The 17,838-nt window shown below is 34.7% G+C and carries 13 protein-coding genes; all 13 read left to right on the top strand.

Translation table 11 applies throughout. The features are described 5' to 3' along the window. Positions 1-260 precede the first annotated feature (260 nt). The 13 genes from G634_RS0113570 (at position 261) to G634_RS0113510 (ending at position 17,718) form a co-directional block, all read left to right on the top strand. Entirely contained in the window at positions 261-2,078 is a 1,818-nt protein-coding gene (locus tag G634_RS0113570) for a carboxylesterase/lipase family protein (RefSeq protein WP_026505738.1), read from the top strand. Positions 2,079-2,515: 437 nt separating this feature from the next. Further along, the gene (locus tag G634_RS0113565) at positions 2,516-4,603 is read left to right on the top strand and encodes a glycoside hydrolase family 13 protein (protein ID WP_035800152.1); all 2,088 of its coding nucleotides are present in this window, start codon (positions 2,516-2,518) and stop codon (positions 4,601-4,603) included. Between the two features lie 14 nt (positions 4,604-4,617). Further along, positions 4,618-5,121 carry a GreA/GreB family elongation factor gene (locus G634_RS0113560; protein WP_026505736.1) on the top strand — a complete coding sequence of 168 codons (504 nt, stop codon included), beginning with the start codon at positions 4,618-4,620 and terminating at the stop codon, positions 5,119-5,121. A gap of 230 nt (positions 5,122-5,351) precedes the next feature. Next, positions 5,352-6,308, top strand: a complete 957-nt coding sequence (gene bioB, locus G634_RS0113550; protein ID WP_035800150.1) for a biotin synthase BioB — start codon at positions 5,352-5,354, stop codon at positions 6,306-6,308. Between the two features lie 61 nt (positions 6,309-6,369). After that, positions 6,370-6,933 carry a biotin transporter BioY gene (locus tag G634_RS0113545; protein WP_035800148.1) on the top strand — a complete coding sequence of 188 codons (564 nt, stop codon included), beginning with the start codon at positions 6,370-6,372 and terminating at the stop codon, positions 6,931-6,933. 154 nt (positions 6,934-7,087) lie between these two features. After that, positions 7,088-8,812, top strand: coding sequence for an LCP family protein (locus tag G634_RS20495; RefSeq protein ID WP_051234016.1), 1,725 nt, complete (start codon positions 7,088-7,090; stop codon positions 8,810-8,812). 355 nt (positions 8,813-9,167) lie between these two features. Then, positions 9,168-9,869, top strand: coding sequence for an ABC transporter ATP-binding protein (locus G634_RS19315; protein ID WP_035800146.1), 702 nt, complete (start codon positions 9,168-9,170; stop codon positions 9,867-9,869). Positions 9,870-9,924: 55 nt separating this feature from the next. Further along, complete coding sequence (locus tag G634_RS19310; protein WP_035800144.1) at positions 9,925-11,097, top strand: hypothetical protein; 1,173 nt, start codon at positions 9,925-9,927, stop codon at positions 11,095-11,097. A 105-nt stretch (positions 11,098-11,202) separates the two neighbouring features. Then, positions 11,203-11,409 carry a hypothetical protein gene (locus tag G634_RS0113530; protein WP_026505733.1) on the top strand — a complete coding sequence of 69 codons (207 nt, stop codon included), beginning with the start codon at positions 11,203-11,205 and terminating at the stop codon, positions 11,407-11,409. A 71-nt stretch (positions 11,410-11,480) separates the two neighbouring features. After that, positions 11,481-12,851, top strand: a complete 1,371-nt coding sequence (locus tag G634_RS0113525) for a hypothetical protein (RefSeq protein ID WP_026505732.1) — start codon at positions 11,481-11,483, stop codon at positions 12,849-12,851. A 220-nt stretch (positions 12,852-13,071) separates the two neighbouring features. Beyond that, the gene (locus tag G634_RS0113520) at positions 13,072-14,268 is read left to right on the top strand and encodes an FprA family A-type flavoprotein (protein WP_026505731.1); all 1,197 of its coding nucleotides are present in this window, start codon (positions 13,072-13,074) and stop codon (positions 14,266-14,268) included. A 43-nt stretch (positions 14,269-14,311) separates the two neighbouring features. Then, positions 14,312-15,547, top strand: coding sequence for a glycoside hydrolase family 88 protein (locus tag G634_RS0113515; RefSeq protein ID WP_035800141.1), 1,236 nt, complete (start codon positions 14,312-14,314; stop codon positions 15,545-15,547). Positions 15,548-15,576: 29 nt separating this feature from the next. Beyond that, positions 15,577-17,718, top strand: coding sequence for a DUF2264 domain-containing protein (locus G634_RS0113510; protein ID WP_026505729.1), 2,142 nt, complete (start codon positions 15,577-15,579; stop codon positions 17,716-17,718). The last annotated feature ends 120 nt before the right edge of the window (positions 17,719-17,838 follow it).

Genomic DNA, 17,838 nt, shown 5'->3' with positions numbered 1-17,838 from the left:
TGAGAACAAAAGTCAAGTGGCAAACTGGTCCAAGGCGAAGCCTTTTCAAATGGCCAGTTTGCGTAGTTTTTGGAACGTAGTGACAAAAATCTATAGGTTATTGTTTTCATCAGGAAAATCAATAACCGTACCAGACCAAAATTTGTCGTCGAGAGAAATTTTGTCCTGCGAAGCAGGATTCTTGCTGATGATTATCCTAAATCTCAGCAAGAAGTCATACTTATGTGTTGCAAGATTAGGTTTTTCAGAAAGGATATAGTATGTTTTCATCAGTTGTGGTAATACTTATAACTATTTTCTATCTGGCTTTTTTGGAACTGTCCAAAAATACTATCCCTGGGTGGTGCATAGGCATAGTGGCAGCAGTGTTTATGGTGATGTGTTTAGCGTATATGCATAAAAAGCATTATCCTTTTTATTTTAATATTATCGCATTTGCAGTATTCTTTGTGATATTGGCACTTAATGCTAATCTTACAAAGCCGTTGCCAAGAAGGATAAATGCAGTTGACTATGACAATCCTGAGGAAACCAAAGTTGTACACACAAAAAAAGGTGATATAAAAGGCGTATATACCAAAGATCACAAGGTAAGAATCTATGCAGGAATACCGTATGCAAAGCCTCCTGTAGGAGAACTTAGATTCAGACTTCCAGAAGATATGGATGAGTGGGAAGGTGTGAAAACGTGTGACAAATTCGGACCAATGGCTATGCAGCCAAGTAGTGGCCCATTTAGTGATGCTTTGTCACAGATATTCGGATATCATGAATACAAAGTTCAGTTTGGAGATGAATATACTGAAAAGATGAGCGAAGACTGCCTGTACCTTAATGTCTTTGCACCAGATGAAGATACGCAAAATTCTAATGAAAAGCTGCCTGTGATTATGTATATCCACGGTGGTTCATTATCTACAGGTCAGTCCTATTATATAAATTATAGAGGCGAATCATTTGCTAAAAAGAAAGTTATATTCGTTAGTATTGGTTATAGGCTTGGCGTATTCGGATATTACGTGGCAGACGATTTAAAAAAAGAAAATAAGTATAACAGTTCTGGAAACTATGGACTATGTGATCAGATAAAAGCGCTTGAATGGATTAGAGATAACATAGAGGCGTTTGGCGGTGACAAGGATAAGATTACAATTGCAGGAGAGTCTGCAGGATCATCAAGTGTTAATGCAATATGCGCTTCTTCTCTTGCTAAAGGTATGTTTCGCTATGCGATTGGTGAGTCAAGTTCTGTTGTTGCTAAAAAGCCGTACCATACATTTATAGACTATAAAAAAGCAAGAGATATAGGTGCAAAAGTCAGAGAAAAGTTTGGTGTGAAAAATTCTGATGAGCTAAGAAAAATTCCGGCAGAAAAGCTTGTTGAGGCAACATCGGACAGTTCAGCTATGACAGTGGATGGATATGCTCTTGTTGAAGAGCCTTACAAGACTTACGAAAAGGGAGAAAACAATGAACAGGCGCTTCTCCACGGCTTTAATGCCAAAGAATCAGATGTGTTCATGTTAAATACAAAGGCTACAAAAGATAATTATAGAGAACTGGTAGAAAAAGTTGTAGGAAACTATGCTGATAAAGCAATAGATTTAATACCTGCAGATTATCCGATGCGTGATGAGCATATACTAGTAGATGCACTCGGAAGTGCTAAAGGCGCCGTTAATACGTTGTACTCTGCGGCCTGGTTTAGTTATTCACATCATGTATGGAACAAGTATATGGTTGCCCAGAATAAGCCTTCTTATGAGTACTATTTTAGTAAGAAAAATAAATCTTTATCCAATTATCATTCAGGAGAGCTCCCCTATGTCTATGGAAATCTGTGGAGACATCAGGGAATATATGATGAAGACGATTATGAACTTTCAGAAATAATGCAACAATATTGGGTAAACTTTGTAAAAACAGGCAATCCTAATGCGAATGGGCTTGTTGAGTGGAAAATGCGCGACAAGAATAACACCAAACTATTAGAGCTTAATACAGACATTAAAATGATTGGCGATCCTAATGAAGAAATATATAAGATAATAGATGAGTATCAACAAAGTCAGGAATAAAATTGAAGTGTATAGTCAAAATTATGTGATTACGAAAATTTTCGTAAAACCTCATTGTAATATTTCACAAAAATCTATAGCTGCTTTTGGTAATTTTGTGAATCGTTGATATTGAGACTTTTATTATCAGATGATATTATAATACTCGTAACCCCCCAATATTATATAGTTTTTTGCTATACCCCATAAGAAAGAAATACCTTCTCTAAAAAAGGCAGCTACCCCTAAAGCTGCCTTTTTTACGTAGCTAGTGCATACTTAGAATTATAAGTTATGTACTGGCTATTTTTTTATTAATTCATAAAATTAAAAAAAGTACTTTTTCCAAAAAAGAAAAATAAACTTCACGTAGAAAAATTATATGTGATATAATCATAGTAGTTACGAAAATTTGCGAAAATTTTATATGATAAATTTTTTCGAAGCGGGAGGTTATAATGCTTAGTTCAAACACTATTTTTCATGATATGTCCAAGGAGTTTGTTAGTCCTTTGGAGCCGATGATTTTTGATACTGTTACAATTAGACTTCGTGTTGGAAGAAATCAGGCAAAAGAGGTTATTCTAAAAACGGATGAAGAAAGCTATGAGATGAATCTTTTTTATTCAACTGCACATTATGATTATTACGAAGCAAGGTGTCAGATGTCTGATGTGACTTTTAGTTATTATTTCCATATCAAAGATGAAGATAGTGAATTGTTCTATGACTTTATGGGAGCGCATAACAAGAAAAATTCTAAGTCAAAACATACATATTTTAGACTTTTTCCTGGATTTGAAACTCCAAAGTGGGCACGATCTGCAGTAATGTATCAGATATTCGTTGAGAGATTCTGCAACGGAGACAAGAAAAACGATGTTCAGGAAAGAGAATATTTCTATAATCAAAGACATGTTCACAAAGTTGATAACTGGGATGATATGCCAGATCCAGTGAATGACAGCATGGAGTTTTTTGGAGGAGATTTGCAGGGAGTAATAGATAAACTCGACTATCTGCACGATTTAGGCATAGATGTAATATATTTAAATCCTATATTCGTATCACCATCCTGCCACAAATATGATACTCAGGATTACGATCATATAGATCCTCATTTTGGAGTAATCATAGAAGATGGTGGAGATAATCTTCCAGAAAATGTTACAGATAATCAGAAAGCTACAAGATATATTAAACGAGTTACCAGCATCAAAAATCTTGAAGCCAGTGATGAGCTATTTGCAAGGCTTGTCCAAAAAGCACATGAAAAGGGAATGAAAGTTATTCTGGACGGTGTATTTAATCACTGTGGTTCATTTAATAAGTGGCTTGATAAAGAAAAAATTTATGGAGGCGGCGCTTACAAAGACAAAGAAAGCTCATACAAGAGCTTCTTTAAATTTAAGAAAAACTCTTGGCCAGATAATAATACCTATGATGGATGGTGGGGCTATGATACACTTCCCAAGCTAAATTATGAAGGTTCTAAGAAGCTTCAGGAATACATCCTCAGAATCGGAAGAAAATGGGTTTCAGAGCCATACAATGCAGATGGATGGCGACTGGACGTGGCGGCTGACCTTGGACATAGCATGGAGTTTAATCATGAGTTCTGGAAGAGATTTAAAAAGGCAGTAAAGGATGCAAATCCTAATGCAGTTATTCTGGCAGAAAACTATGGAACATCCAGGAGCTGGCTTAAGGGTGATGAATGGGATACGGTTATGAATTATGATGCATTCATGGAGCCTGTAACGTGGTTTTTAACTGGAGAAGAGAAACATTCAGATGAGTTCAAGAAGTCCTTATTGAATAATACTAAAAAGTTTTGGAATTCTATGAGGAAGGCGACAGGAGAAAACTTTAATTATTCATCCATGAATATAGCAATGAATGAACTGTCAAACCATGACCATTCAAGATTCCTTACAAGAACCAATCATGTAGTCGGAAGATCTTCTGATGAGAATGGTTTTGAAAAAGCAAATAGCGGTGTTCGTAAATCTGTAATGAGAGAAGCTGTAGTACTCCAGATGACTTGGACTGGTGCACCAACACTCTATTACGGAGATGAGGCAGGAATGTGCGGATATACAGATCCTGATAATAGAAGAACCTATCCATGGGGACATGAAGATATGGAAATGATACGCTTCCATAAAGATATCATCTCTATTCACAAAAAGTGTGAGGAAATAAAATATGGTGCGCTTATTGCACTTGGAGATGAAAATGTAAAGGGTTTTCTTGCATATGGAAGATTTAATGAGAAAAACGCAAGTCTTGTGCTCATTAATAACAATGAAAAAGAAATAGGAGTTAATCTTGATGTGACAGGACTTGAGATTCCAGATAATTGTCAGCTGTTTAGAATGATTTTTTCTAATGAGGAAGGTTATGATACGATGCCTTTTGCGGTTGAAGTTGTTGACGGAAAACTGAACATAACACTTCCAATTCATTGTGCTATGGTGTTAAGATATGTAGAGGAGATGTCTGACACTGAAAAGAAAGACAGGAAAATGATGAATTTTGAATAATCAGAGGTATCATAATGCATAATGAGTTAACAAAAAAAGATATAGAAGATATGCAGGCTGAAATCGATCATCGCAAGATAGTAATCAGGAAACAACTTTTGGAGGATGTTAAAGAAGCCAGAGCACAGGGAGATTTGTCGGAAAATTTTGAGTACTATGCTGCTAAAAAAGCAAAGAATCAGAATGAAAGCAGAATCAGATTTTTAGAGAGAATGATTAAGACAGCCAAAGTTATCGATGATAATGCAGGCGATGACGAAGTCGGAATGAACAAGACGGTGACTGTGTATGTTGAAGAAGATGATATTGAGGAGACATATAAGATTGTCACTACCATGCGGGCAGATTCTTTGAAAGGCACTATTAGTATAGAGTCTCCGCTTGGAAAAGCACTTCTTGGACATAAAGTTGGCGATAGAGTGAACATTGTTATCAGCAAGGATTATAACTATGATGTCGTAATTAGGAAAATTGAGAATACATCACTTACTGATGATGATAAACTTAGGGATTTCTGATTGAATAATAGTAGGAAAATGAGATTAAATATATTTTCTTATAATTCTGGAAATTGGATTTTTGAATTTGATAAAGAATACAGAGTTAAAAAATGTAAGGATCATGTAAAGCATGGTCCTTTTTTGATTTTTGAATTGTAAACCTTTAAATAAAATAAAGGTTTACAGATGTCGATGTATTACTTATAATGCCGGTGGATACGAAAATATAGGCAAGAGGTAGGGAATATATGACTATTGAAAAGATTGCAGAAGAAATCATAGAAGGAAGGAGACTTTCTAGAGAAGATGATCTTAGCTTTTTGTTGAACTTGGACTTAACAAAGCTATGTGAAAATGCGGATAGAATCAGGGCAAAGCTATGTGGAGATCATGTTGATCTGTGCACGATTATAAGCGGACGAAGTGGAAAGTGCGGAGAAAATTGCAAGTTTTGTGCTCAATCTGCCCATAATCATACTGATTGCAAAGCCCATGATTTTCTTGATGAATCTATTATTTTTAACGAGGCGAAGACAAATCAGGAGGAAGGTGTTCATAGATTTTCGATTGTAGATTCTGGTCACAGTCCTTTAAAGGAAGACTTTGAAAAGATTATTAGTGTTTTCAGGAAGATGAATGATGAACTTAAAATTGAGCTTTGTGCTTCTCTTGGCTTTATGACATCCGAGGAATTTCGCAGATTAAAAGAGGTTGGAGTTAAGAGAGTTCACTGTAATATCGAAACGAGTAGAAGTTTTTTTCCTAACATATGTACTACACATACATTTGATGACAAGATTGCCAATATAAAGAGAGCTCAAAATGAAGGTCTTATTGTATGCAGCGGTGGGATAATTGGTATGGGAGAATCTTTCCTTGATAGAATAGATATGGCATTTACTCTAGCTGAACTTGGCATTACATCTATTCCGATTAATTCACTTATGCCTATTAAAGGAACTCCTTTTGAAAATCTTCCTAGATTAAGTGAAGAGGAAATACTAAGGACGATTGCTATTTTCAGATTTATTAATCCAACAGCGCAGATAAGGCTTGCGGGAGGAAGAGCACTCATGTCAGATAATGGAAAAAAGGCATTTTTTTGCGGGGCTAATGCTAGCATAACTGGAAATATGCTCACAACAAGTGGATCTACTATAAAAAGTGATTTAGAAATGCTAAAAGGCATGAAGCTGAAAGTTTAACTGAAAATAAAGACGATGATTATTGAAAAATCCTAATTAAAATGAAGAAATGGAGATTAAAATGAGTAATTCAAAAGCAGTAAACAAAAAATTTGATGTAATAACTATGACCACTGTAGCGTTAATGGCAGCAGTCATTTGTATTCTCGGTCCATTATCTATTCCGATTGGTCCTGTACCGATTTCTCTTACAAATCTTGCAATTTATTTGTCTGTCTATGTACTGGGAAAAAACAAAGGAGTAGCTTCATATATCGTATACCTTTTGCTGGGACTTGCTGGTTTGCCGATTTTTTCAAATGGTGAAACCGGACCAGCGAAATTGTTTGGACCAACAGGAGGTTACTTGATTGGTTTTATTCCGATGGCATACGTAATAGGAATTTATGTAGAGAAATGGTATGAGAAGAGATTATTAGGTGTTGCAGTAATGGAAGCAGCTACCTGGATAGCATATCTTTTGGGCTCTTTTTGGCTTGCATATCAACAGAATATGACTATAAAAGCTGCGCTGATGGCAGGTGTTGTACCATTTCTTGTGGTTGATTTTATAAAAATGGCAATCGTGGCATTTATAGGACCGGAAATTCGAAAAAGAGTAAATGCTTGCGGATTTGTTCGTTAAAAAGTAACATCCTATGTCATATTCAGGGCGTTTCTGGGGCGCGTTCGTAGATGGATTTAAACTTTATAAAGCTTTTCGAATTACTTTTCAAATCCTGTGTTATAATAATGTAGTTACGAAATTTTTACTATAGGAATAAGAGAAGAGAAAAGTCGTGAGTACAGAAGTTAATACAGAATTGATAGATAATAATGATGATTCTAAAGAGTTAGAGATGATTCTTCAGAAGAAAAGTGTAAGAAGGCGAATTAGAACCGTATTTTTAATAGTCGAAGTATTGGCTATTATTGCAGAGTTTTTTATTCTGTTTATTCTTACAAAGTTGGATCAGGTTCAGAGAGTCAATATTTCGATTGATACTTTGGAAGAAGGTATCAGCGATGAGGTTAAAGAGAATGCAGCAAACGGTCAGATGAAGGGATACACGAATATAGCTTTATTCGGTGTAGACACAAGAACCGGAGAGCTTGCAACCGGTACACGTACTGATACTATTATGGTTGCATCTATTAATAATCAGACTAATGAAGTTAAACTTGTGTCTGTATATAGAGATTCTTACTTAAATCTTGGTAACGATACTTACAACAAGGCGAATGCGGCATATGCTGAGGGTGGTCCAGCGCAGGCTATCAACATGCTGAATATGAATCTTGATTTGAATATCACGGATTTTATAACAGTAGGATTTAATGGTCTTGTAGATGTAATAGATGCCCTTGGTGGAGTTGATATAGAACTGACAGATGCAGAGATTAAGCATTTGAATGATTATCAGAAGATAATGGCTGAGCAGCAGAAAAAAGAATACATTGAGGTAACTGAATCTGGATTACAGCATTTGAATGGTCTTCAGGCTACTGCTTATTGCAGAATTCGATATACTGTCGGCGATGATTTCAAGCGTGCAGAGAGACAGAGAATTGTTCTTGAAAAAGTTTTTGAACTCGCCCAGAAAGCTTCTGTTTCAGAACTGAACAAGATAGTGGATGCGGTTACAGATGAAATATATACATCTATGACAACTTCAGAGATATTAGGCTATGTTTCAAATGTTATGAAATACAAGCTTATTGAAAGCACAGGTTTTCCTCAGATTGATAAACGTATGACAGGTATTGTTAGAAGAAAAGGAAGCTGTGTAATGCCGGTAACTTTGAGTGAAAATGTATCATGGCTTCATGAGTGCTTGTTTGGAGAAGCTGGTTATACACCATCATCTAAAGTTCAGGGAATCAGTCAGAAGATTTCAAGTGATACAGGATATACGCTGGATGAAACAGGTAATATAGTGGCATATAATGGTGAGTCGGGCGTTACTACCAGTTATGTACAGGGTTCTGGAAAGAATTTTGATAATAAACAGAAAAACAATGCTAGTCAGGCAACAAGTACTCCAAAAGAGAATCCACATACTCAAGGACTTATGTCAATGGTTGATCCACATACAGGAGCAACGGTTTGGTATGATCCATATACGGGTGTGGTTATAGATCCAAATACAGGTCTTGCAACAGGTCAGATGGCAGACCCAGCAACAGGCAATGTAGTAGATCCAGGCAAATCCGATGGAAATAATGCAGGGACAGCTGCATCAACAACCACTCAGCAGCAAGCAGATCAACAGGCAGCGCAGCAAGCTCAGCAACAACAGCAAGCTCAACAACAACAACAACAGCAACAGCAACAGGCAGCGCAGCAAGCTCAACAACAGCAGCAAGGTGCATCTTCTGGTGCTGGATTAAGAACAATGGTTGATCCACACACAGGAGCAACAGTTTGGTATGATCCGGTAACAGGTGTTGTAGTAAATCCTACAACAGGTCAGCCAACAGGTCAGATGGCAGATCCTGCAACAGGTAATGTGGTAGGACCATAATAGTAATCAATTGAATAAAGTAATAATTTTGTAAAATATACAAAAGCGACAGAGTTGTGCAATTATATTGCACAACTCTGTCGCTTTTATTTTGGAAAACGAGTAGTATAATTATATATAGAATCTTTTCGGATGTGTTACATAAGATGATAAAAAAGTGTCGCTATTAATTTAAAATTGAATAGAATGTTTTATGGTGATTTAAATAACGATGTGTTATATAAGAAAAAAGCAATGTGTATGTCAATATAATGAGAAATATCTTGAAAAATATATACAGCATATTGCATATAAAATTGGATGTTTTAAACACGGTGAAAGGAAGATAGTTTTATAGGAAAAAGAAGGGGTAAGAATGAAAGTATTAGAGGTTAATGAGATATACAAAAAAAAGGATAAAAAAAGTATCCTTAAGGGAATTTCTTTTGATATAGGGGAAAAAGAAGTTGTTGGGTTACTTGGACCAAATGGAAGTGGAAAATCTACAACTATAAAAAGTATTTGTGGACTTTATAAACCTGATAATGGAACTGTAAATATTTGCGGATTTGATGTTAAAAAAGCAAGAAAAAGAGCAATGGAAAACCTTGGAGTTGCAATGGAAAATCCTTCTTTATATGTTGAGCTTACAGGATTTGATAATCTGAAGATGTTCGCAATAGAAAGAAAGGTAAGTAAAGAAAGACTTGATGAGATAATAGAATTAATAGGACTTTCAGATAATATACATAGAAAGGCTGGAACATACTCGCAAGGTATGAAGATGAGACTGAATTTGGGATTAGCTATTATGCATAAACCGAAGCTAATTATACTGGATGAGCCAACAAATGGACTTGATCCAGATGCTGTTTTTCAATTAAGAAGTATAATTTATAGATTAAGAGAGGACGGAAGCTCAATTATGTTTTCATCGCACCAGTTAAGCGAAGTTGAGAAAATAGCAGACAGGATTATAGCAATAGATAAGGGAAAAGTATTATCGCAAAAAACAATAATTGAAATAAAAGGCAAATATAATCATTTAGAAGATTTTTATAAAGGATTATATAATTAGGATAACAGAATAAGGTAAACAGCTTAGAAAAGTAAAATCTAAATAGGAGAAACAAGTGTGGGGATGTGAAATTAGGCTTTTTTTCAATAAGAAAAACATAGTGACATTAATTATAGGAATGTTAATATGTATTTGTTTTTTTGCTATGAAATATGAAAAAAAGTATTCAGATTATAAAAGTGATAGGCTTGATGAAATAGAGGTTGAAAATCGCCAAATTGATATTTGGATTGATTATTATAAATCTGAACTTGAATCTAATATGTCGTATAAAATAGCAAAACAATCTATGCCTTTTCGAATGGAACTTGAAGGAGATAGTCAGGAGGCTATCCTTTATAATCTGTGGAAAGATTATGAGCAAAAAAATATGCTTACGAAAAGAAACTTGCAAAGTGATAAATATGATGAGGCGAAAATTGGTGAGTATGATATAGAATTTGATTATAAGCTTGGACAAGTGAAAAATGTTGGATCATTAATAGATTATACAAAACTGTTTAGAAATCATTATGATGATTGGCAAAAAAGAATGGTATTGCATAAGAAATATAAAGATGAGAATATTGTAGAACCTTCTGTTAAAATCAAGCCGACTGGAAGTTATGTTGTTTCTGATATGATTTCTGGAACTAATCCGATTTTAGTGACAGTATTATTGTATGTCTTTTTAATTAATTTTGAAATCTATCCTTCAGAATATGAGCGAGAGATGAATGTTCAGTTGAAAATTCTTCCTTCAAACACTTATTATTTTGTTCTTAGAAGAATTATGATTAGAAGTATTTGTAGCGTTTTCGAAGTGATGCTTTGTTTTATAGAATTATTCGTTTTAGGGACAATAAAATATGGATCTGGGTTGGAAAGTTTTGAAATCGTAAAGTTGAGAGAAGGATATATTGCAGTAAGCATCAGAATATTGCTATTAAAGGAGTTGCTGTATTTGGTTTTATTGATAATGTTTTTTACAACACTGACTCTTTTTATATCTATGTGGCAGAAAGATGTTATGAATTCATTTGTTGTAATTTCAATTCTATTAATGTGTGCAATTATGAGTATAGGAGAGAAAATATCTAAGTGTAATCCTTTTGTGACATTAAGAATAAGCGAAATGAGTCATGGATATGGAAAAATAGGATTATTAAAATCAGGGGGCTATCTAGTTTTATGGTCTGTAATTATTTGTATGATTATGATGTTGCTTTATGAAAAAAGAGAAGATTAGTAATTATAAAATGATTTAAAAGAATGCATGGGGTACTTGATATAAATTCTTGTTGGATATAAGAATTTATATCTTAAATTCAATTTATAAAAGGAGGATTGTATTATGGAGTTTTTGCATTTGGAGAATGAAGTATGTCAGGACGGAACAATGATGCCTAGTATAGAAAATGGTATAAGTGAAGAGCTGGTTACACAGCATTGTAGCATCTTTTGTGTTGGCTTTAATGATTTTTGCTCTACTAAGTTAGAGAGGTGTACGTTTCCTGTAGGAAGAGGTAATTCACCAACAGGTGAAGAAAGAAATCTATAATTTTTATATAAGCATAGAAATTTTACGAGGCCAGTCATCTGAAGAGATGGCTGGTCTTTTGAGGGGGACATATGAGATATAAGTGGAAAGCAATTGTTAGTTTTAAAATTTTTAGATTATTAATTGTCATTGTTCTGTGGATAGGCATGATGGCTAGTCTTAATTATAAGAAAAATATCCAAAAAAAAGATAGTGAAGAAATCTTGCTTTTACTTAGGCAATACAGAATAGCCAATAAGTACACTTATGAGATGGAAATTAATTCAATTAATAATTATGAAAATAGTGTTGATAAAAGAGAAAAAGAAAATTGGATTAGTTTCTATAAATGGAATGAAAAATCGCTTAAATCTTTGATTGAACTTGGAGAAAAGAAAGGATGCTATTCTGATGAATTCCAAGAACAATATAGACGATATAATATGATTTTAAATCTTCAAGCAACAAATACTTTTTGGTATTTTGAAAATAAAAATTATACTTTTAATAATGTATTTAAAGTTAAGTTAAATGAGCACGGAAGTAGTTTTAAACTTGATACATTGCCTTTTGATATTAGTTTATTTGCTAATCAGGGCGCAATATTAGAAGAAGGAAAAAGAAAAAATCAGAAAATGAATGAATTGATTGCTTCTTTTAATTTTGATGAATATGATGGAAAAGTATTGTCAAATGAAAAAGGATCTCCATATACTTTTTTGTCTGTATTATTTGGTTCAAATGATTATTTTTCTTTTTTTGTCGAAATTGGTTCTTTGTGCTGGTCGATTTGTCTTATAATGTATTGGAACAATAATAATTCAATAAAAGCAGAATACTTACTTCCTGTAACAAGGAAGAAAATATGGATACAAAATACGAATTATTTTATAAGTTCATTTTGTTCGATACTATTAATAGGAATATTGACTTGGTTTAGTTATTGGGGAATAAAATATGGGTTTTCTGGTCTTTTCTATAATATGTATTCTGCGTTTGGAAATTTTACAGGATTAAAAACTTATGAGCATTCTAATGAATATACATATCTTGGTATTTCCAAAGTGTATTATAATTATATTATTCCGAGCGGAATGGGAGAGTTCAAGGGAGTGACACATGTTTATTCAACAGTTTCATATGCGAAATTCTTTTTTTTGTTTGCGGTTTTAGGGGGGTTAAAAATTGTTTTCTATTCTGTTTTGGGAAGTGCAATAGGTTTTTTAACAGAAAAAAATAGAACAAAACTAGTGTTGAGTACCGCTGTTTTAGTAATTATAATGTTTGGAAAAACGCTGGGATTAAATGGAATATATAATCCGTTTGGAATAGGTAATTGTTGGATGATAACAAATGGGGGAAGTACATATACTTGGTTAACTGCGGTTATTACATATGTTATATGGATTTTAGTTATAGTGGTTTTTGTGGTTTTGACTATTGAAAAAAAAGACTGTGATTAAATGATATATAGCTATTTGAATCTCTTTGATGATAAAGTTTTTGGTAACTAGGCTACGTTAAAAGCGTCAAAAGTCTTATGATATAAGTCTTTTGACGCTTATTCTTTGCTTTGAGCAATTATCTGTGCTTTTGTGTTTTTTTCTTTTATATCGTTTATAATAGGATGTAGAAGAAAAATAGAAACGCAAAATGAACGTCATAGTAAGAAAGGTGGTCAAGATGGTAAACATTCAAAATGTTACAGATGACATCAGATGGATTGGCGCTAGCGATAGAAGAATATCTCGTTTCGAGAATCTTTTTCCGCTTTCAAATGGAGTTTCGTATAATAGTTATATCGTAATGGATAATCAGATTGTGTTGTTTGATACTTGTGATGCTGCAGTAGCAGACCAGTATTTTGAGAATTTAAACTTTGCACTTTCTGGAAAGAAACCTGATTATCTAGTTATTCTTCATATGGAGCCTGATCACTGTTCTCAGATTGGAAGACTACTTAGTCTATATCCTGACATCATACTAGTGGGATCAGTACAGACTTTCAAATTCTTGCATCAGTTTTTTCCTGAACTTGACGATGTTCAAAGAATTGTTGTCAAAGAGGGTGAAGTTCTTCAGACAAATAATCACACATTTAAATTTATAGCAGCCCCTATGGTGCATTGGCCAGAGGTGCTGATGGTATATGATGAACATAGTAAGCTTTTGTTTTCAGCAGATGCTTTTGGTACATTTGGAGCACTATCCGGAAGTATATTTGCAGATGAGTATGACTTTGCAAAAGATCTTCTTGATGAGTCTAGACGATATTATGCAAATATAGTAGGAAAATTCGGTCCTCAGGTTCAGGCGGTTCTAAAGAAGACGGAAGCTTTGGATATAAAGGGAATTTGTCCTCTTCATGGGCCTGTATGGAGAAAGGATATTAATGTTTTCATTGAAAAATATAAGAACTGGAGTAGCTATACTCCTGAATCTGACGAAATTCTTCTTATATATGGTTCTATGTATGGACATACAGCAAGTGCAGCAGAAAAGGCAGCAGCTTTGTTAAAGGAAAAAAGTGAGAAAAATGTTGTGGTATATGATGTATCAAAAACAGATTCATCATTCCTTATAGGTGAGGCTTTTAGATGTGGTAAGATTGTTCTTTTTGCTCCGACTTATAATGGAGGTTTATACCTTCCGATGCATGCGCTGATTCATGATTTTGAGGCGCTTAATCTTCAGAATAGAATTTTTGCTCTTGCACAGAATGGAACCTGGGCGCCTATGTCTGGAAAGATAATGCAGGAAATGCTTTCACATCTTAAGAATTGTACAGTTCTGCCTGAAATGCTTACTATAACAAGTGCTCTTGATGCTGACAGGGAGTCTGATGTTGAGAGTTTTATAGAGCAGATTGTTGATGCATAAAGCATATCAAATATAAAAAATAATAGGGGAGGGATAGCACAAAATGGTTAGTACAGATGTTTCTATTACAAAGAAGGAAAACATCGAATGGGCAAAGAAGGTGGTCGCGCAGATAGTAAAAAAAGAGGCGAAAGTTGCAGTAAGATCAAAGGACAAGTTTCCATATACGGCAGTAGATGGTGTGTTTGATGATCAGACTAGTAAAAATCCTTGCTGGTGGACCAATGGATTTTTTGGAGGGATATTGTGGCAGCTTTATGGTCTTTTAGAAAAAGATCCAATTCTTGCAGAAGATTTGGATGTAGCTAATGAGTATAAAAACATCTTCAAAGAGGTTGCAATGCATCAGGAAGAAAAGCTTGACTGCAATTTCATGGATTACTATGGTATGGATCATGATTGTGGATTTAAGTGGCTTCTTACAGCTCATGCAAGCGAACTTTTAACTGGAAGCAGCAAGTCTCACAACAGGGTTATGCTGGCTGCTAATTCACTTGCAGGAAGGTTCAATCCTAATGGAAATTTCATAAGAGCTTGGAATGATAAAACAGGAGAAAAAGCCGGTGTAGTTATCATTGACTGTATGATGAATCTTCCGCTTTTATATATTGCCAGTGAAGAAGATAAGGATCCTAGATTTGCAGCAGTAGCTAAGTGTCAGGCTGATACTACGATGGATTGGATGATAAGAGAAGATGGTTCAGCATATCATATCGGGGTTTTTGATCCGGAAGATGGAGATTTAATAGATGAGCCGGGTGGTCAAGGCTTTGGCCCTGGGTCAGCCTGGAGCAGAGGACAAGGTTGGGGGTTGTATGGATTTACTCTTAGCTACATGCATACTGGGTGTGAAGAGTATTTAGAATTTGCTACAGAAATGGCTGAATATTTCTGCAGCCATATCCCTTCCGATTGCAGAATACCTGTTGATTTCAAACAGCCAAAGGATGTAGATTATACAGATTCATGTGCTGCATCAATTGCAGCAAGTGGTCTGCTTCTTTTGTCTAGGGAACTTAGAAAATTCGATGATAAGAAAGCTGTTTCACCGATATCACAAGCTGAGTATAAGAGTGATAAATATGAAGAAATAGCTTTTAAATTAATTAAGTATTTAATTGAAAATGATTCGGATTTAGATGAGGAACATGACAATATATTAAAGTCATGTACAGCTTCTTATCATGACAAAGAGCATGAATTTCCGATTATTTATGGCGATTATTATCTGATTGAGGCGCTTCTTAGATATATTGGTGAAGAAACATTTTTGTGGTAATGACTAAACTTTAATATGGGAGAAGGAAAATGAATAATACTTGGGAGCCTTCATTCCTTGACTTTGAAATTAGTCCATATACAGGACTAACAAGACAAAGCTGGATTGATGCAGGGGAGTATCTTCTTAGGGGGATTTTTAAGCATATAAAAAATGAAGATGCTCCGGTTATAGTGAAAAGAAATGAGACTAGAATAACATATCCTCATTTTAATGTTACACAAGGAAGACATGATGCTGAGGTAAGAGCTGAGATTTTTGAGGGACTTACAAGATCTTTTTTTATAGCATCTGTCATTATTCATGAAAAGCCTGATATCACGATTAATGGTATCAGGCTTCGAGATTATTACAAAAAACAGATATTAAGAAGTTTGTGCGACAAGAAAAGTCCATATTATGTAGGCACTTACGATGAACTTTTTAAAGAAACAGACCAGAATAATCCTGTTTGCTGTTTTCAGCAGACGGTTGAAACATGCGCGCTTGTAATAGGTCTTTCTGCGTGCAGAGCTGAGATTTGGGATGATTATACAAAAAATGAAAAAAAGCAGATTGCAGAGTTTATAGAAAACTATGCAATTTCTCCGACAGTTCCTCAAAACTGGCGTCTTTTTAATATGCTTGATCTTGCTTTTCTATACAAAGAGGGGTTTGCAATAGATGAAAAGATTATGGGAGATCACACGCAGGCTATCCTCAATTATTATGTGGGTGATGGCTGGTATCGTGATGGGCAGTCTTTTGACTATTATTCTTCCTGGGCTTTCAACGTCTATGCACCTATCTGGTGCAAGTGGTATGGATATGAGAGAATGCCTGTTGCTGCAGCAATATTCGAGAACAATTCCAATGAACTTATGAAGACGTATCCTGACTTCTTCGATGGTGATGGATATACCAACATGTGGGGCAGGAGTAATATTTATAGGAATGCTGCAACTAGTCCTTTTGCAGCTAATCTTATGCTACAAAAGAGTTCTATAAATCCGGGTCTTGCCAGGAGAATTTCATCGCAGTCGCTTTTGCAGTTTTTAACAAGAGATGATTTTCTTATAGATGGTATTCCATCTCTAGGCTTCTATGGGCAATTTATGCCATTAGTACAAGGATATTCTTGTGCAGAGTCAGTTTATTGGCTGGGAAAGGCTTTTTTATGCCTTGAACTTCCGCAAAATCATCCATTTTGGACTTGTAAGGAAGCAGAGAATTCTTTTGAATCTTTGAAAAAAGGAGAAGTAAAAGAAACATTCCTTAAAGGTCCTGCACTTTGTTTTACAAACCACAAGGATAACCAAACGACTATTTTAAGAAGTGCAAAAGTAGTAAAGAAAATAGGTGATAAAGGTGGTCTGTGGAACTATGGAAAGTTATGCTACAGTTCAAAATTCCCATGGGAATCAAGTTCCAATAAAATGGTAGAGTCAATGCAGTATGTGCTAAAAGATGATTCTAACGGAGAAATTCAGAATACTAATGCTATTTTTTGGCAGGATATGGAAGATAACGTACTCTATAGAAGAGCTTTTTTCAACTATCGTCTCGAAGATGAAATGCATTGGATTCAGGGAATGCAACTTGCGGATTTTCCTGTTTCATATGGTATTTTTAGAGTTGATAAGCTAAGACTGTTTAAACGACCTGTTACGATAACACTTGGTTCCTTTGGCTTTCCTGATAATGACATTAGTATTTTTACCAAAACAAAAGTTATTAAAAACGCAGTTACTGCAGGAAAAAGTCCTGAAAATTGTGTTGAAAAATCATGCGTTATCAAAAAGAATATTGTAGCCAAGGCGGTTATACTAAAAGGGTATGACCATATGCACCATGAGAAACAGCTGGCATTTACAATCTATTACGGTTGGGATGATATTGAGATTTGGCATAGTAAGGGAACTAATCCAGACTCAGAAAAATCTGTCGTATTGTATGCTGTTAGAAAAAGCGAAAACTTATATGATGCATCGTCTCCTTATATTCTTCTTTCACAGACAATAACTAAAGAAAGCCATGAAGACTTTGAAGAGGATGAATTATTTTCATTAAAGTCAATTTCACTGGTAGATAAGTGGGGAAGCGGAGCGTATGGAGATATTGGTGTAAAACTTCAAAATGGAAAAAAAGTAAATGTCCGATTTGAAGGAAAGGAGAGTAACCTTTCAATCTAGAGAGGAGTTTATAGTGAGTTTCTGAAACGTAGTGACAAAAATCTATACTTTATTGTTTTTATATAGTCCGTTTTACTGTTTGTATATTTCGTCGCAGACACGCTTTCGCTTGATTATAAA

The sequence above is a fragment of the Butyrivibrio sp. NC3005 genome, from assembly GCF_000424545.1.
GTDB lineage: Bacteria > Bacillota > Clostridia > Lachnospirales > Lachnospiraceae > Butyrivibrio.
This window is presented reverse-complemented; position numbering and strand designations above follow the sequence as displayed.